Consider the following 15,183-nt stretch of genomic DNA (forward strand, 5'->3'; position numbering starts at 1 on the left):
TGGTCATCCGGACTGGTCCTCCGTCGGGTTGCACCGGGCCGCGAGCACGGCCACCAGCCCCACGTCGGGACGCCACGGTTCGAGGTTCCACGTCTCCTTGTCCGGCGCGCCGAGAGTGTGACAGGTGAGCTGGTCGCGCATGGTCGCCGTGTCGACGTCCGGGTCGGCCGCGACCAGCTCGGTCCACACGAGCTCCTCGCCCGCGGCCCCCGCGCCCCGTGCCCAGGCGGCGGGGGAGACGGCGAGGGAGCGGCCGCCCTCCCGGTCGCCCCAGTCGGTGCCCGCCACCGCTTGCGAGCCGAAGGTCGTGGTGGTGCGGCCCGGCGCGTCGGCGACGATCTGGACGCCTCCGTCCACCACCGCGAGGTCCGCCCCGTCGGACGGCGAGGTCAGGGCGGCGATCGCCGTGCCGTCGTCGTCGCGGACGGTCACCGTCCCGTCCGGGTGGAGGTCCAGGGTGCCGACGTCGGTGGTCAGGAGGGCCGGTGCGTCGGGACCGACGTCGACGGTCACGAGGACCGCCCCCGGTGCCGTGGCGACCTCGGGCGCCGACGTGGAGGAGACGACGAGCTCGACGTCACCGGACCGGACGTGCCTCGCTTCCTGGTCGACGGGGGTACCGGGCCGTGAGGGTTCCGAGGGCGTCGGCGAGGGGGCCGACGGCGACGGGGCGGCCGGAGCGGGCGGGTCGTCGGGCGTTGTCGTGGTCGTGCCCCCGGACGTGCAGGCGGTGAGACCCGCCGTGACGGTCAGCACGACCGCCAGCAGGGGCGAGACCTGGCGAGGGCGGTGACGGGAGCTCACCGCACCAGTCTGGGGCATGCGGGCGTCCGGTCGGTGAACGGCCCCTGGGCAAACGGGTGAGGTTCGCCTAACCTCACCGTATGAGTGCTTACAAGGGCCGCCGTCCGGTCGAGCCGCACGTGCTGGTCGCCGAGGTCGTCACGACCAAGCGCATGTCGCAGAACCTGGTCCGCGTCACCCTCGGTGGCCCGGGGATCGGTCAGCTCACCCTCGGCGGTCACGACCAGTGGTTCCGGCTCTTCCTGCCGCGGCCGGGCCAGGACGCCATGCGCCTGCCCACCCGCACCTCCAGCCTCGGCTGGTACGCGCAGTACCTCGTCACGCCGCGGTCGCAGCGCCCCTGGGTCCGCAGCTACACCATCCGGGGATCCCGGCCCGACCTGCACGAGATCGACGTGGACTTCGTGGTCCACGGCGCGGACGACGAGCCGCACGGGCCCGGGACAACGTTCGCCGAGACGGCCCGGCCGGGTGACAGCGTCGGCATCCTCGACCAGGGCATCGGCTACAACCCGCGCCACGAGCACGACTGGACGCTGCTCGTGGCGGACGAGTCGGGCCTGCCCGCCGTGGCAGGTGTCTGCGAGTCGCTGGCGGACGACGCCCGCGGCATCGCCGTCGTCGAGGTCCCCACCGCCGACGACAAGCAGGACTTTCGGGTCCCCGACGGGATCGAGCTGCTGTGGGTGGAGCGAGACCGCGCCGACCCGGCCGCCGTGCCCGGTGCGGCGGCGCTCGCCGTCGTGCGGGAGGCGCGCTTCCCGGCAGGGGCCGTGTACGCGTTCGCGGTCGGTGAGTCCGGACTCGCCACGGGGGTGCGACGGCACCTGGTGAACGACCGTGGGGTCCCCAAGGCGCACGTCGACTTCGTCGGCTACTGGCGCCACGGCAGGGCGGCGCAGAGCTGACCGTCGGCGCGCGCTCGCTCGACGTCCCCGGTCAGACGCGCACCACGATCTTGCCGCGCACGTGCCCGTCCTCGCTGGCCCGGTGGGCGTCGGCGGCGTCGGCCAGGTCGTAGGTCCGGGCGACCTCGACCCGCAGCGTGCCGGCGTCGAACATCGCGGTGAGGTCGTCCAGGTCCGCCGTGGAGGGCCGCACCCACACGTAGTGACCGCCGTGCTCGTCCCGGGCCGCAGGGTCCGTGATCGAGGTGATCGTGCCGCCGTCGGCCAGGACCTCCGCGGAGACCGCGACGGCGTCGCCACCCACGTAGTCCAGCGCGACGTCGACCCCGTCGGGCGCCAGGGCGCGCACCCGTTCGGCGAGCCCGTCACCGTAGGTCACGGGCTCCGCGCCGAGCGAGCGCAGGAACTCGTGGTTCGCCTCGCTCGCGGTGCCGATCACCCGTGCGCCGAGGGCCCGGGCGATCTGCACGGCGAAGCTGCCCACCCCACCCGCGGCGGCATGGACGAGCACCGTCTGGCCGTCGCGGACCCCGGACCGCCGGATCGACTGCAGGGCGGTCAGCCCGGTCAGGGGGACGGCGGCTGCCTCCTCGAACGACAGCGAGCGCGGCTTGCGCGCCAGCGTGCGCACGGGAGCGGCGACCTTCTCGGCGAACGTACCGCCGTGCACGACGTCGGTGCGGACGTAGCCGTAGACCTCGTCGCCCACCTGGTGCTCGGGGGTGTCCAGGCCGACCTGCTCCACGACCCCGGCCACGTCCCAGCCCGGGACCACCGGGAACTGCGCGTCCAGGAGCCCGTCGAGATAGCCCTGACGGACCTTCCAGTCGACAGGGTTCACGGAGGCGGCTCGGACCCCGACCACCACGACGTCGGGGCCCACGTGCGGGTCCGGCCGATCGGTGAGCTCGAGGACGTCGGCGTCGCCGTAGGTGCTGTAGGTGATGGCTCGCATACCCGGGGCAACCGTCCACCGCTCCGTCGCATTCCGGCCGTGCCCGCAGCACCTCACTCCACCCGGACGTCCTGCGGTCGCTTGTCCGCGCGCCGTCCTCGCCACACCGGGTGCCGCAGGCTCCCCGCGCCCGGGGTCCCGCCGGTCCAGCCGGCGTGCGCCACCTCGACGACCTCGGTGGGCTCGACCCAGCGGGCGCCTGCGGAATCGACGGCCGGGACGTCCGCGACGGCCGGGTCGGTGCGCTCTGCTGCCACCAGCACGTCCCGCAACGCGCGGCGCTCGGTGTCCCGGAACCCGGTGCCGACCCGTCCGATGAACCGCAGGCCGCCGTCGTCGGGCACGGCGAGGAGCAGGCCTCCCACCGACCGGGGGTCCTCCGTCGGCGTCCCGCTGCGCAACGGACGCCAGCCCACCACGACGGCCTCCTGCACGGCGACGTGCTTGGCCCGCAACCAGTCGCGGGAGCGGTGCCCGGCGGCGTACGGGGAGGTGCGCCGCTTCGCCAGCACTCCCTCCAGCCCGAGGCGCTGCGACTCGGCCATGGCCTCCTGCGCGCTGCCGGGTAGGACGTCCGGCACGTGCACCGGAGGACGGGGCGTCACCACCCGTGCCAGGATCGCCCGGCGCTCGTCGTACGGATGGTCGACGACGTCGATACCCGCCACACGCAGCACGTCGAAGAGCACCAGGTCCACGCCGACGCCGCGACGGGCCCGCTCCACGTCGCGCGGCCGGACCAGGTTGGCGCGCTGCTGCAGGCGCCGGAAGCTCGGCCGCCCCTGGGCGTCCAGCGCGACCACCTCGCCGTCCAGCACCATCGGCAGCTCGTCGTCCGGCACCATCGTGGCCAGTCCGGCGAGCTCGGGGAACGTGGCGGTGAGGTCGCGCCCCGAGCGGGAGGTGAGGCGCACGCGCGCGGGTGCGTCGCCGTCCTCGGCGGCCAGCACCTCGACGATCGCCCGGAACCCGTCCCACTTGGCCTCGAACGCCCACTCGTCGGCGCCCATCCGTGCCAGCTCCGCGGGCGAGGCGGTCGTGGCCAGCATCGGGCGAGGTGCGGGACCCGGCACAGCACCGGGCACAGCACCGGACGACGGCCGTGCCTCCTCACGCCCTGCCCCCGGTGACGTGGTGTCCGGCTCGCGGGCCGGGCCCTCGCCGTCGGGCTGGGCCTTCGTGCGGTGGATCAGCCAGCCGTTCTCGCTGCCGTCCCGTCCGCCGGTGTGGATCAGGGCGAGCCGGCGCGACCCGCGGCGCTCGCTGTGCAGGGTGACGATCACCTCCCTGCCCTCGCGCCACTTCTCGAGCTCGTAGGTCCCGGAGTCCCAGATCGTCACCTCCCCGGCGCCGTACTCGCCGGCGGGGATCGTGCCCTCGAAGCCCCCGTACTCCAGCGGATGGTCCTCCGTCTGTACCGCGAGGTGGTTCTGCGCAGGATCGGTCGGTTCGCCCCTGGGCAGCGCCCAGCTCACGAGGACGCCCTCGTGCTCCAGGCGGAAGTCCCAGTGCAGCCGCCGGGCGTGGTGCTCCTGGATGACGAACGACGGGCCGGTGGTGGTGCTCGCGGGGGCCGGTGTCGTTCCGGCCTCGCGCCCGGCTCCCGGCCCGAAGGGCTCCGGCGTCCTGCCCGGGTCACGCTTGGACCGGTAGGTCTCGAGCCGCTGGAAGGACGCGAGCCGCTCGGGTGTGGGTTCGAGGCGGGACAGGTGCCCCGTGAGCAACGGCGCCAGCAGGTCGCCGTCCCGTTCGAGCCGCTCGAGGACCTCGGCGTAGCCGAGCTGGGCCAGGTGCGGGTCGTCCAGCTCCTCCCACGTCCGCGGCGCCGCGACGGTCGGCTCGTCGCGCCCGCGCAACGAGTAGGGCGCGATCGTGGTCTTGGCCCCGTTGTTCTGCGACCAGTCGACCAGCACCTTGCCCGTGCGCAGCGACTTCTTCATGTCGCTGACCACCAGGTCGGGATGGGCGGACTCCAGGTGACGGGCGAGCTCCTTGGCGACGGCGGAGACGGCGTCGGACGTCAGCTCGCCGTGCGCCGCGGTGAGCGCCGCGTACAGGTGGATGCCCTGGGAGCCGCTGGTCACGGGCAGCGGCTCGAGGTCCATGCCCACGAGGATGTCGCGGGCCAGCCGGGCGACCTCGGCGCACTCGGGCAGGCCCGCGCCGGGACCCGGGTCGAGGTCGAGGACCAGGCGGTCCGGCGCCAGCGGCGCGCCGGTGCGCCCGAACTGCCACTGCGGGGTGTGGATCTCGAGGGTGGCCGTCTGGCCCAGCCACGTCAGCGTGGCCAGGTCGTCGACCAGCACGTAGTCGTTGGTGGAGGACGTGTGCCGGATGGTGCGCCGCGGGACCCACTCGGGGGTCGAGGCGTCGAGGTTCTTCTGGAAGAACATCTGGCCGGTCACACCGTTCGGCCAGCGTTTGCGCGTGGCCGGCCGGTGCGCGGCGTGCGCCACCAGCGCGGGCGCCACCTGGGCCAGGTAGTGCAGGACCTGGCCCTTCGTGGTGCCGGCGGCGGGGTAGAGCACCTTGTCCAGGTTGGTCAGCTGCAGCCGACGTCCCTCGACCGAGACGGTCTGCGACCGCCCGGCACGGGGGACGTCGGCTGTCATGCGCCCATGGTCGCCCGGGTGGCCGGGTGGTGCACACCGGGCCGCCCGGCCCTCACTCCCAGCGGAACCACAGGGCGGCGCCGGCTCCCGCCGCGACGGTGGCCGTCGCCATCCCCACCAGCGTCTGGCCCGGGACGGCCTGCCCGGCCCACGCCGCGCCGAGCGCGTCCACGGCAGCACCGAACGGCAGCACGCCGCCCACCTCGGCGAGCACGTCGGGCAGGTTCTCCCGCGGTCCGAACATGCCACCCACGGCGGCCATCGCGAAGAAGGCGATGAGCCCGAGCGCCAGCGCGGACTGGGGGGTGGGAGCGACCGCGGCGACGAGCATCCCGACGGCGTACATCGAGGCGACGGCGAGGCACAGCACACCGAGCGCCGCCCAGAGGTGTGCAGGCGGGTTGGCGTCGAAGGTCGTGAGGGCGAGCGTCAGGGCGATCGCGATGCCGAGGGCGATCTGGACGATCCCGACCGCGGCCTGGGCGACGAGCACCATCGCCGGCGAGGCCGGGGTGACACCGAGCCGCCGCAGGATGCCGGTGCGCCGGTACCCGGCCACGAAGCTCGGCATGTTGATGACCCCCACCGTGGCGATCACCAGGGTCAGGGTCATCGGCAGGACGTAGAGGTCGAACGCGGTGCGTCCTCCCGTCCCGGGGATCACCTCGTCGGTGTCGAACGCGATGCCGTTCATCACGAGGATGAGCAGCGGCATGCCGAGCGGGATGACCAGACCACCGGTGTCGCGGGCGACCATCTTCGCCTCGGCGACCGTCATGGCCAGCCACGCCCGGGCACCGGGACGGACCTCGGGCAGCTGGGGGATCAGGGTGTCGGTCATCGTGCGGCTCCCGTCAGGGTCAGGTAGGCCTCTTCGAGGCCGGCGTCCGCGGGCAGGCTGGCGTCGGTGACGAGGCCTGCGGGGGTGTTGTCGGCGATGACGCGCCCGGCGTCGAGCACGATCGCGCGGTCGCACAGCTTCTCCACCTCGTCCATGTGGTGGCTGACCAGCAGCACCGTGGTGCCGTCCTCGCGCAGGCCGCGCACCAGGTCGAGCATGCCGCGCCGGGCCTCGGGGTCCAGGCCGGTGGTGAGCTCGTCGAGGATCACCACCCGCGGGTTGCCCACCAGGGCCACCGCGATGGACACGCGCTGCATCTGCCCGCCGGAGAGCTTCTCGAAGCGGGTGTCGCGCCGGTCGGCCAGCCCCATGGCCTCGACGAGCTCGTCCGGGTCACGCCCCGTGGGGTAGAACGACCGGTGCAGCCGCACCAGCTCCCGCACGGTCAGCGCGTCGTGCAGCCGTGGCTGCTGCAGCTGGACGCCGAGCACGCCGCGCACCTTGGCCCGGTCCACCCTCGGGTCGTGCCCCAGGACGCGCACCGTACCGTCGTCCGCCGCGCGCAACCCGCTGACGAGGTCGACCGTGGTCGACTTGCCGGCCCCGTTGCGGCCGAGCAGCCCGACGATCTCGCCCACCTCGACGTGCAGGCTCACGTCGTCCACCGCGACGGTGGTCCGGCCGCGGCGCCGGTACTCCTTGTGCAGGTTCGTCGCTCGTATCGCTGTCATGGCCACGACGCTAGGAGCGGTGCCGCCGCGGGCGCGCGTGCCGCCGGTCATGACCGCCACCCGTGACTTCTGGCACGCCCGCACCGACCTGACCTGCCGTAGCGTGGAACGGTGCGACGACCAGGGGCAGACACGGTGGCAGGGCTGACGGTGCTCGGCGTGTGCGTGTGCGTCGTGCTGCTCGTCCCGTTGCTCGTCGAGGGGCCGGACCACCTGGTGGCTCCGTGGGTCTGGTGGACCACAGCGGTCACCTACCTGGCGTCGACCTTCTGGGTGATGGTGCAGAAGCCGCACGCCCGCGGGACGGTGGTCGGTGTCGCCGTCCAGACGGCGCTCGCGGGTGTGCTGATCATCGGGTGGCCGGGGGCCGGCTGGTTGCCGATCATCCTGGTGTTCGGGGCCGCGCTGAGCACCTACCTGGCGTCGTGGCGGGTGACGGCGGCGGTGATCGCCGTCAACACGGGCATCCTGCTGGTCGCCTCCGTGCTCGGCGCCCAGCAGCGGGGCGGGGATCTGCCGGTGGCGGAGCTCGTCCTCGGCGCCGGCCTGTACCTGCTCCTGCAGGTGTCCGCCGCTTTGGTCAGCGCCGCGCTGCAGCGTGAGCAGCGCATGCGTGTGGAGCTCTCCGTCGCGCACACGGAGCTTGCGGCGGCCACGGTGCTGCGCGACGAGATGAGCCGGGCGTCGGAACGGCTGCGGATCGCGCGCGAGCTGCACGACCTGCTCGGGCATCAGCTCGCGGTGCTGAGCCTGGAGCTGGAGTCGGCGACGCACCGCGCGGGCACGGCGCAGGCCGAGCACATCGAGCGGGCCCGCAGCACGGCGCGCGAGCTGCTCGGCGACGTGCGCGCCACCGTGGGGGAGCTGCGCCGCCGGGCGCCCGACTTGCGCGAGGCGCTGGACGCCGTCGCCGCCGCGGTGCCGCAGCCACGGATCGAGGTGTCCGTGGCCGACGACGTCGTCGCCGACGAGGAGCAGACCGCCGCCCTGATCCGGGTGGCGCAGGAGGCGGCGACGAACGCGGTCCGCCACGCCGAGGAGGCATCGGTGCTGACGATCGAGGTCACGGCGCGCGGGGAGGAGCTCACGCTGGTCGCACACGACGACGGGTACGCGGCCGGGCAGGTGACACCGGGCAACGGGTTGCGCGGGATCGTCGAGCGCACCGAGGCGCTCGGGGGCGCGGTGCGCTTCGACGGGTCACGGGGCTTCCGGCTCGAGGTGGCCATGCCGCAGCGGGTGCGCTCGTGACGGGCGGGCCGGGGGCAGGGCGCGACCTGCGCCTGGTGCTCGTCGACGACCAGACCCTGGTGCGCCACGGTATCCGGAGCCTGCTGGAGATCGCCGGTGGCCTCGAGGTGGTGGCCGAGGCGGACGACGGTGCCACCGGGGTGGACGCGGTGGTGGAGCATCGCCCGGACGTGGTGCTCCTCGACCTGCGCATGCCCGGGACGGACGGGCTGTGGGCGCTGGGTGAGCTGCGCCGTCGTGGGCTGGCGGTGCCGGTGCTGGTGCTGACGACCTTCGACGACGACGAGCTCGTCCTGGCCGCGCTGCGTGCCGGCGCCCAGGGCTACCTGCTGAAGGACGTCACCGTCGAGCAGCTCGCGGGTGCGGTGCGCACGCTGGCCGACGGTGGGACGCACGTCCAGCCGTCGGTGACCGCACGGCTGACGCGTGCGGTGAGGTCCGGGGTGCTGCCGGAGCAGGAACGCGAGGGGGTCGACGAGGCCTTCGTGCAGCCGTTGACCGAGCGGGAGACAGAGGTGCTGCGCCTCATGGCCGAGGGCTGCACGAACCGGGAGATCGCGGAGGTGCTGCACCTGGCGCCGGGCACGGTGAAGAACCACGTCTCGGCCGTGCTGCTCAAGCTGGACACCACCGACCGCACCAAGGCGGTGCTGCGGGCCCTGCACCACGGTCTGCTCCACTGAGCCGTGCTGTGGGCGGGAAATCTGGCCCGATACGCCCGGTGCGTACCCTTCTTAGGCCCAGATTTCCCGCCCACAACAGGGTGCTCAGCAGGTCTGGTTGCTGCTGTTGTTCCAGGTGATGTTGCTGACCCGCGTGTTGACCGCGCAGGGGGACTCGCGCAGCGTCACCCCGTTGAGCGTGAGGTTCGAGAACGTCACGTCCCGGGTGTTCGCGAACTCCGAGCGTGCCGCGATGCGGATGCCGCCCGGGCCGGACACGGTGCCGCCCTGGGAGGCGATGGTGACGTTGTAGCAGTTCTCGATGAGGATGGAGTCGCCGCCGGTGTTCGCGATGTCCACGCGCCCGATCTCCACCCCGCCGGACTGCGAGACGCAGAAGATGCCCCGGCCGCCGCCGCGGGCGACGACCTCGCCCACCCGGATGTTCGTGGGGTAGCTGTTCCCGACGGCACCGTTGCGGTTGGCCATCCGGAAGGCGGCGTACCCGGTGCCGGTCCCGGCCCCCTGCCCGTCGACCTTCCCGACGGTGGCGTTGACGGTGTCGTTGAGCAGCAGGCCCGCGTACCCGGTGTTGCGGGCGGTCACGGTGCCGATCGTCAGCCCGTCCACGCCGTAGGTCTCCACCCCGTGCGACCCGGTGCCGGAGACGTACACGTTGTCGACCCGGATGTTGCGGGCCTCGCGCACCGCGTCGTTGTCGCGGGAGTCGATCCGCAGCCCGTGCCCGCCGGACATCCGCAGATCGATCTGCCCGAGGTGGACGTCGGAGGAGGTCCGCACCCAGATCCCGAAGTAGGGCGCGCCGGTCAGCGACAGGTGCGGCACGGACACGTCGCGTGCGTGCCGGATGCGGATGGCGGCGTTGTTGGCGGTGGCCGAGCCGGTGACGTTGATCGTGCCGCAGACCTCCAGCGAGGTGTGGCTCGGCAGGTTGATCGACGTGGAGCCCGGCATCGAGCCGGACCCGCGGACGACGACGCGCTGCTGGGTGGTGCGCCCGGCGGTGAGCCCGCCGACGGCGGCGCGGACGGCCGCGACCATGTCGCTGCCCGTGTAGAGGGTGGTGCCGCCGCGACGGGCGGTCCAGGTGGAGCCGGACTGCACGGCCTCGGTGGTGAAGGAGCCGGCGCCGCACTCGGTCGACCCTCCACCACCGACCTGCACGAGGTCCCACACCTGGTTCGCCCCGCCCAGCGAGGTGAACTGGCTGAGCCGCGCGGCGGGCTCGCTGGACCACTCCCAGACCTCGAGCGCCTTGCCGCTGTGCCGGTTGAGGAGCTGGACGCCCCCGGAGGTGTCCACGGGACGCCACTGCTGGTTGGCGCCCGCGTTGTCGGTGTACTGGCGGATCTCGGCGCCGTCCGCGGTGGAGCGCTCCCAGACCTCGAGCGCCTTGCCGGAGTGGACCGACACGATGCGGTAGTGGCCGGACCCCGCGTCGACGAAGCGCCACCGCTGCCACGCGGCATCGGTGCGGTGCCACTGGATGATCTCGGCACCGTTGGCGGTCGAGGCGTTCAGCACGTCGGCCACGAGGCCGCTGTGCCGGTTGACCAGCACGTACTCGGCGGAGGTGTCGATGGTGGCGGCCCGGGCGGCGGGCGCGCCGACGACGGTCAGCGTCGCCACGGCGACCAGCAGGGCGGCGAGCGACGCCACCAGCCGTCGGGTGCTCCGCCACGGGGTGTTGCTCGGGAAAGCGATCGTTCGCACGTCGTGCTCCTTTGCATCGAAGGCGTGCCGCGCGGCCCCCTCGCCGCGGCTCTACAACGATGAATCTATGGGGAGACCGTCGCCGGAGGAAAGCGCTGTCTCAGCCCGTGGGACGATGGGCGGGTGCAGATCCCTCTGGTGTGGTCCCTCGTCCTGCTCGTCGCTGCGGTGTGGAACCTGGTGGTGTGGCCGCAGTTCTGGCGCAGGGTGACCAAGGACCCGCGTGCTCGCGACGAGGCCGGCCGTCCCACCCGCTTCTACACCGTGCACGCCGTCCTGGTGGTGGTCTCCGTGGTTCTGGCGCTGCTGGTCGGTGTCGTGGGAGTGCTCGGACTCGTCGCCTGAACGACCCGTCCTGCGCGGACGCGCGTTGCGCGTGACCATGGGGTCATGAGGGCGATCTGGAAGGGTGCCGTGACGTTCGGCCTCGTCAACGTCCCGGTGAAGCTGTACAGCGCCACGTCGGGTCATGACGTGCCGCTGCACCAGGTGCACGACGCGGACGGCGGCCGGATCCGCTACCGGCGGGTCTGCGAGCTCGACGGCGAGACGGTGCCGTACGAGCACATCGACAAGGCCTACGAGGACGGCGAGCAGGTCGTCGTCCTCACCAAGGAGGACTTCTCCGCGCTGCCGGCCGAGAGCAACCGCGAGATCGAGGTCGTCGAGTTCGTGCCCAGCGACCAGGTGGACCCGGTCCTGCTGGACCGCACCTACTACCTCGAGCCGGACTCCAAGAGCCCCAAGGCGTACGTGCTCCTGCGCCGCACGCTGGAGGAGACGGACCGCACCGCGATCGTGAAGTTCGCGCTGCGGCAGCGCACCCGGCTCGCGGCGCTCCGCGTCCGCGAGGAGGTCCTGACGCTGCAGACGCTGCTGTGGGCCGACGAGATCCGGGAGGCCGAGTTTCCCTCGCTGGACGGCTCGGTCTCGGTCTCGGACAAGGAGCTCGCGATGTCCGCCCAGCTCGTGTCGAGCTACGAGTCCGACTTCACCCCGGAGGACTACACCGACGAGTACCAGGTCCAGCTCCGGCAGCTCATCGACGCCAAGATCGAGAAGGGCGACACGATGGATCCGGCCGAGACCTTCGGGGAGAAGGAGGAGGGCGAGGGCGGCGAGGTCATCGACCTCATGGACGCGCTGCGGCGCAGCGTCGAGGGGGCCAAGAAGACGGGCTGAGGCTGGGGCAGACCTCTCGGCCAGTACGGACGGAAGGGCTGCCGAAGTCCGTTCTCATCGACGGCGGTCCATGGTGAATGGCGGCGACCCTGGGCTGCTTTCGTGCGCGCCATGCGGTGCGGCACCCTGGATCGCTCTCGGCTGCGAGGCGGTGCCCGACGGCGGCACACGGGCCCCGTACGGACGTTCGAGGGAAGCGTAGCGCCAGTGCGCGGCGCCATGGTGCAGACGGGCTGGAAGTGCGCCGCTCGTGGCTGCGCGAGCAGGCTCCGGTGATCGTCGACGCATCAGAGCCTGAACGCAACCTTGACGCGAGGTGGTCATCTCGTTACCTTCGCCTCCATCGAAGTGTCTGATTTATCGACGATGACCGGAGTGTGCAGTGCAGCACGTCATGGCTGGTTCACGGCAAGTGGGGGAGAAGGCCTCCTCTCGACGATGGAGGCCGGCCGTGGCGCTGGCGGTGGCGTTGGTCTTCGTCGCGACGGACGCCAGCGCGGACGTGGGCGAGCCGGAGGCCGCGGACAGGCCGTGGGTCGAGTCCGACACGGTGTCTGTCGGCGATGTCCTGGAGGACGCTGCCGAGGCGGTCCTCGATCTCATGCCGGATGTCGGTGACGAGGACCCGGGGTCACCCGAGGTGGACGATGCCGCCGAGGAGTGGGACGAGCCGATCGAGCCCCCGCAGTGCGTGCAGGAGGCGGCATCGCCCCCCCGAGGCGTTCTGGATCGCTGCGAGCTGTGGCCATGATGTGCTGATCCTGGATGAGCTGTCGCCGTGGGACACGGTCTACGCCACGCCGCAGGGACGGTTCGTGCGTGACACGACGGTCGTGGCGGAGCGGACCGATGTCAGCGGTGCCTGGGAGCCGGTGGATCCTCGCCTCGAGGTGGACGGTGAGGGTGGCCTGCGGGTGGTGTCGCCGGTGGTGGAGATGGAGCTGGCTGGCGCTACGGGTCCGGGCGAGTCGTTCGCATCGTTGGCGACGAAGGATGGTGATCTCGGCCTGGCTGTGACGGTCGGCCTGGGTGAGCCGACGGTCCAGGAGAATCGCGCGGTCTATCCGGTGCTGGACGCAGACGGTGCACTGATCGAGGACGCGGAGCTCGTGGTGCGCATCTCTCCTGACACGACCGGCTTGACCCCGGTGCTCGTGCTGGGCACACCGGGTGCCGCCGATGCTGTGCTGGCGATGGTCGGTGAGGACGGTCTGGGCTTCGAGATCTCGACTGGTCAAGGTTTGGAGCTGGTGCAGGTCGGTTCGGACGAGGTTGGCGTCACTGTTGTCGCTGAGGGAGAGGGTGCGGCGGCGCCGGTTCTGGAGGTGCTGCCTGCCTACCAGTGGGACTCGGCCGGAATTGGTCTCGGCTGGCAGTACGGTGCGCATATTGAGTCGGGCAAGTACTGGACACAACACTGATCTGCAAGATGATGGAATCGAGTTGAACTGTGGAACCTGTCGTGCTCGTAGCTAGCTTGGCAATGGTCATGTTTGGCATAGTTTGCCTGGCGTTCCGAAAAGCAATTGGCGCCAAACTCTACCAGATGTCGGACCGCTGGCTTCCTCGCCCGCTTGCAAAGTCGGTAAAAGAGGCGCCCATGGGTATCGATATGCAAAGGCGGACTGCGATCGTCGGGGCGGCATTCATGACAATAGGTATATTATCCATCGCGATGGATGGTCTATTTTCTTGAGGTTGGGATTCTGGTCTGATCCTTGGCTTGTGCGGAGTTCGTCTTTCCGGATAGGCTCGAAAGGCGACTGTTGCGCCCTGGGTTCAGTGGAGGCTCTGGTGTGTCCCGCGTTCGATGGAGTCGGATTACTGGATTCTTGTGCCACCTGACCCTGTAGGAGGGGCCTCGTGGGACGTCGTGGGTATCCGCCGGAGTTCCGGCGCAAGGTGTTGGACCTGCTCGAGTCGGGCCGCAAGGTCGCGGACGTGGCGGGCGATCTGGAGATCAGCGATCAGACGATCTACTCCTGGCGGCGCCAGGACCGCATCGACAAGGGCCTTGAGCCGGGCTTGACCAGTACGGAGCGGGCCGAGCTGACCGCGGCCAGGAAGCGGATCGCCGAGCTGGAGACCGAGTTGGCGATCCACCGGCGTGCGAGTGAGCGGCTGGGCAAGGTGGTGCCCCCAAAAGGCGGTTCGCAGCGATCGCGGTGATGGCCGACGAAGGCCTGCCGGTCCAGCCCGCGGCGCGGGTGCTGGGCTGTTCGGAGTCGGGCTACTACGCCTCGCGGGTGCGAGCACCATCGGCCCGCCGGGTGCGGCACGCTCTGCTGACCGAGACCATCCGCACCATCCACACCGCCTCGCGGGGTGTCTACGGCGCCCGGCGGGTGCACGCTGAGCTGACCAAGGGTCACGGCGTCCAGGTCTGGCACGGGACCGTGGAGATGCTCATGGCTCGTGCCGGGCTCAAGGGCGTGGGGCGGACGCCCGAAGTGGCGTCGGACCCGCCCGGACCTGATCTCGAACGACCTCGTCGATCGGCAGTTCGCCCGCGAGCGGGCGACGAGCTGTGGGTCACCGACATCACCGAGCACCCGACCAGGGAGGGCAAGGTGTATTGCACCGTCATGCTTGATGTGTGCTCGCGGCGAGTGGTCGGGTGGTCGATCGACTCGTCGCCCACCGCGGCGCTGGTCGCCAACGCGCTCGGCATGGCCATCGAGAACCGCCGGCCACCGGCCGGGACGATCATTCACTCCGACCACGGCGTCCAGTTCGGCTCCTGGGCCTTCACCACCCGGGCCAAGGAGTCCGGCCTGGTGCCCTCGATGGGATCGATCGGTGACTGCTACGACAATGCCGTCATCGAGAGCTTCTGGTCGCGCATGCAGGTCGAGCTCCTGAACCGACGCGGCTGGCGCACCCGCCTGGAGCTCGCCAACGCGATCTTCGAGTACCTCGAGATCTTCCACAACCGCCAGCGCCGGCACTCCGCCCTCGGCTGGCTGACACCCGTAGAGTTCGAGAACACAGCAACGATCACCGTGGCCTAGATTCCAGCAACCCGGCTCCACGAAAGCCGGGGCACACCACTCGGCCAACGCGTTGTCTCAGGAGTCGCCGACCGGTCCCGATCGAGGGGACCGCACCAATCTCGGCGAGGCGTTCGCCGTAGCGAATGCTCGTGCTCTGCCTGAGCCCAGGCGATTCCGAGCCGGAAGTTCCTGGCATTCGCGACGACCAGGTCTGCGGCGCCAGTGACGAAGACGCGCGCGGCGTTCTGCGCCATCGTCGTGGCGGCCACCACGCGCGGTGCTGGTCGTGGATGGCTTCTTCTCCCTGGGTCGGCATGGCCTGGGCGGTGGCGCCGGCGCCGCGGACCGGCTGGTGCGTGACGTCGGATCCGGGGGGCACGCCTCGGTGGTGCCCCCCCGCCGGGTCCAGGGCGCGGTAGCTGGTGACGGGTAGTACGGGCACCGCGCGGATCGGTCGATCCGTTCAGTCGGCGATGGCGATCCTGGACGTCGAGGATCTTGCGCACCGCA

16 protein-coding genes are annotated in these 15,183 nt (G+C 71.5%); 10 read left to right on the forward strand and 6 right to left on the reverse strand.

Annotated elements, in window-relative coordinates:
* Positions 1–3 precede the first annotated feature (3 nt).
* Complete coding sequence (locus HDG69_RS17725; RefSeq protein WP_171785154.1) at positions 4–804, reverse strand: DUF2599 domain-containing protein; 801 nt, start codon at positions 802–804, stop codon at positions 4–6.
* 80 nt (positions 805–884) lie between these two features.
* Between HDG69_RS17725 and HDG69_RS17730 the strand changes: the two genes are divergently transcribed.
* Positions 885–1,712 carry a siderophore-interacting protein gene (locus HDG69_RS17730; RefSeq protein WP_171785155.1) on the forward strand — a complete coding sequence of 276 codons (828 nt, stop codon included), beginning with the start codon at positions 885–887 and terminating at the stop codon, positions 1,710–1,712.
* 31 nt (positions 1,713–1,743) lie between these two features.
* On the opposite strand, the gene HDG69_RS17735 is transcribed toward HDG69_RS17730, so the two are convergent.
* From HDG69_RS17735 to HDG69_RS17750, 4 genes are read right to left on the reverse strand one after another with little or no spacing between them, the layout of a single operon-like run.
* Complete coding sequence (locus tag HDG69_RS17735) at positions 1,744–2,667, reverse strand: NADP-dependent oxidoreductase (protein ID WP_171785156.1); 924 nt, start codon at positions 2,665–2,667, stop codon at positions 1,744–1,746.
* Between the two features lie 53 nt (positions 2,668–2,720).
* A complete protein-coding gene (locus HDG69_RS17740) occupies positions 2,721–5,279 on the reverse strand; it encodes an ATP-dependent DNA ligase (protein WP_171785157.1) in 2,559 nt (852 codons plus the stop codon).
* A 52-nt stretch (positions 5,280–5,331) separates the two neighbouring features.
* Positions 5,332–6,120 carry an ABC transporter permease gene (locus HDG69_RS17745; protein WP_171785158.1) on the reverse strand — a complete coding sequence of 263 codons (789 nt, stop codon included), beginning with the start codon at positions 6,118–6,120 and terminating at the stop codon, positions 5,332–5,334.
* Positions 6,117–6,851 (reverse strand): ABC transporter ATP-binding protein, encoded by a 735-nt coding sequence (locus HDG69_RS17750; protein ID WP_216645875.1) that lies wholly within the window; start codon positions 6,849–6,851, stop codon positions 6,117–6,119. The genes HDG69_RS17745 and HDG69_RS17750 overlap by 4 nt, the downstream gene beginning before the upstream one ends.
* On the opposite strand from HDG69_RS17750, the gene HDG69_RS17755 reads away from it, so the two are divergent.
* From HDG69_RS17755 to HDG69_RS17765, 3 genes are read left to right on the forward strand one after another with little or no spacing between them, the layout of a single operon-like run.
* Complete coding sequence (locus tag HDG69_RS17755; RefSeq protein ID WP_171785014.1) at positions 6,850–6,999, forward strand: hypothetical protein; 150 nt, start codon at positions 6,850–6,852, stop codon at positions 6,997–6,999. The two genes, HDG69_RS17750 and HDG69_RS17755, sit on opposite strands and share 2 nt — an antisense overlap.
* On the forward strand, positions 6,987–8,102 hold the full coding sequence (locus HDG69_RS17760; RefSeq protein ID WP_216645876.1) for a histidine kinase: 1,116 nt from the start codon (positions 6,987–6,989) through the stop codon (positions 8,100–8,102). Before HDG69_RS17755 ends, HDG69_RS17760 begins: the two co-directional genes overlap by 13 nt.
* Entirely contained in the window at positions 8,099–8,785 is a 687-nt protein-coding gene (locus tag HDG69_RS17765) for a response regulator (protein ID WP_343036511.1), read from the forward strand. Before HDG69_RS17760 ends, HDG69_RS17765 begins: the two co-directional genes overlap by 4 nt.
* A gap of 84 nt (positions 8,786–8,869) precedes the next feature.
* Here HDG69_RS17765 and HDG69_RS17770 read toward each other — a convergent pair whose 3' ends face one another.
* Positions 8,870–10,498, reverse strand: a complete 1,629-nt coding sequence (locus tag HDG69_RS17770; protein ID WP_216645877.1) for an RICIN domain-containing protein — start codon at positions 10,496–10,498, stop codon at positions 8,870–8,872.
* A gap of 123 nt (positions 10,499–10,621) precedes the next feature.
* Between HDG69_RS17770 and HDG69_RS17775 the strand changes: the two genes are divergently transcribed.
* From HDG69_RS17775 to HDG69_RS17795, 6 genes are all read left to right on the forward strand, one after another.
* On the forward strand, positions 10,622–10,843 hold the full coding sequence (locus HDG69_RS17775; RefSeq protein WP_171785161.1) for an SCO4848 family membrane protein: 222 nt from the start codon (positions 10,622–10,624) through the stop codon (positions 10,841–10,843).
* Positions 10,844–10,888: 45 nt separating this feature from the next.
* Complete coding sequence (ku, locus tag HDG69_RS17780) at positions 10,889–11,680, forward strand: non-homologous end joining protein Ku (RefSeq protein WP_171785162.1); 792 nt, start codon at positions 10,889–10,891, stop codon at positions 11,678–11,680.
* A gap of 382 nt (positions 11,681–12,062) precedes the next feature.
* The gene (locus HDG69_RS17785) at positions 12,063–12,431 is read left to right on the forward strand and encodes a hypothetical protein (protein WP_171785163.1); all 369 of its coding nucleotides are present in this window, start codon (positions 12,063–12,065) and stop codon (positions 12,429–12,431) included.
* A 1-nt stretch (position 12,432) separates the two neighbouring features.
* Positions 12,433–13,101 (forward strand): hypothetical protein, encoded by a 669-nt coding sequence (locus HDG69_RS17790; RefSeq protein ID WP_171785164.1) that lies wholly within the window; start codon positions 12,433–12,435, stop codon positions 13,099–13,101.
* A 442-nt stretch (positions 13,102–13,543) separates the two neighbouring features.
* Positions 13,544–13,849, forward strand: a complete 306-nt coding sequence (locus tag HDG69_RS19700; RefSeq protein ID WP_425484053.1) for a transposase — start codon at positions 13,544–13,546, stop codon at positions 13,847–13,849.
* Entirely contained in the window at positions 13,849–14,691 is an 843-nt protein-coding gene (locus tag HDG69_RS17795; RefSeq protein WP_425484054.1) for an IS3 family transposase, read from the forward strand. Before HDG69_RS19700 ends, HDG69_RS17795 begins: the two co-directional genes overlap by 1 nt.
* The last annotated feature ends 492 nt before the right edge of the window (positions 14,692–15,183 follow it).

This window comes from Isoptericola halotolerans, assembly GCF_013149785.1.
Lineage (GTDB): Bacteria > Actinomycetota > Actinomycetes > Actinomycetales > Cellulomonadaceae > Isoptericola > Isoptericola halotolerans.

Bases quoted from the DNA above. Each gene is read 5' to 3' on its own strand.
- HDG69_RS17730 (WP_171785155.1), top strand. From the start codon at position 885: ATGAGTGCTTACAAGGGCCGCCGTCCGGTCGAGCCGCACGTGCTGGTC.
- HDG69_RS17735 (WP_171785156.1), bottom strand. From the start codon at position 2,667: ATGCGAGCCATCACCTACAGCACCTACGGCGACGCCGACGTCCTCGAG.
- HDG69_RS17740 (WP_171785157.1), bottom strand. From the start codon at position 5,279: ATGACAGCCGACGTCCCCCGTGCCGGGCGGTCGCAGACCGTCTCGGTC.
- HDG69_RS17745 (WP_171785158.1), bottom strand. From the start codon at position 6,120: ATGACCGACACCCTGATCCCCCAGCTGCCCGAGGTCCGTCCCGGTGCC.
- HDG69_RS17755 (WP_171785014.1), top strand. From the start codon at position 6,850: ATGGCCACGACGCTAGGAGCGGTGCCGCCGCGGGCGCGCGTGCCGCCG.
- HDG69_RS17750 (WP_216645875.1), bottom strand. From the start codon at position 6,851: ATGACAGCGATACGAGCGACGAACCTGCACAAGGAGTACCGGCGCCGC.
- ku (WP_171785162.1), top strand. From the start codon at position 10,889: ATGAGGGCGATCTGGAAGGGTGCCGTGACGTTCGGCCTCGTCAACGTC.
- HDG69_RS17795 (WP_425484054.1), top strand. From the start codon at position 13,849: ATGGCCGACGAAGGCCTGCCGGTCCAGCCCGCGGCGCGGGTGCTGGGC.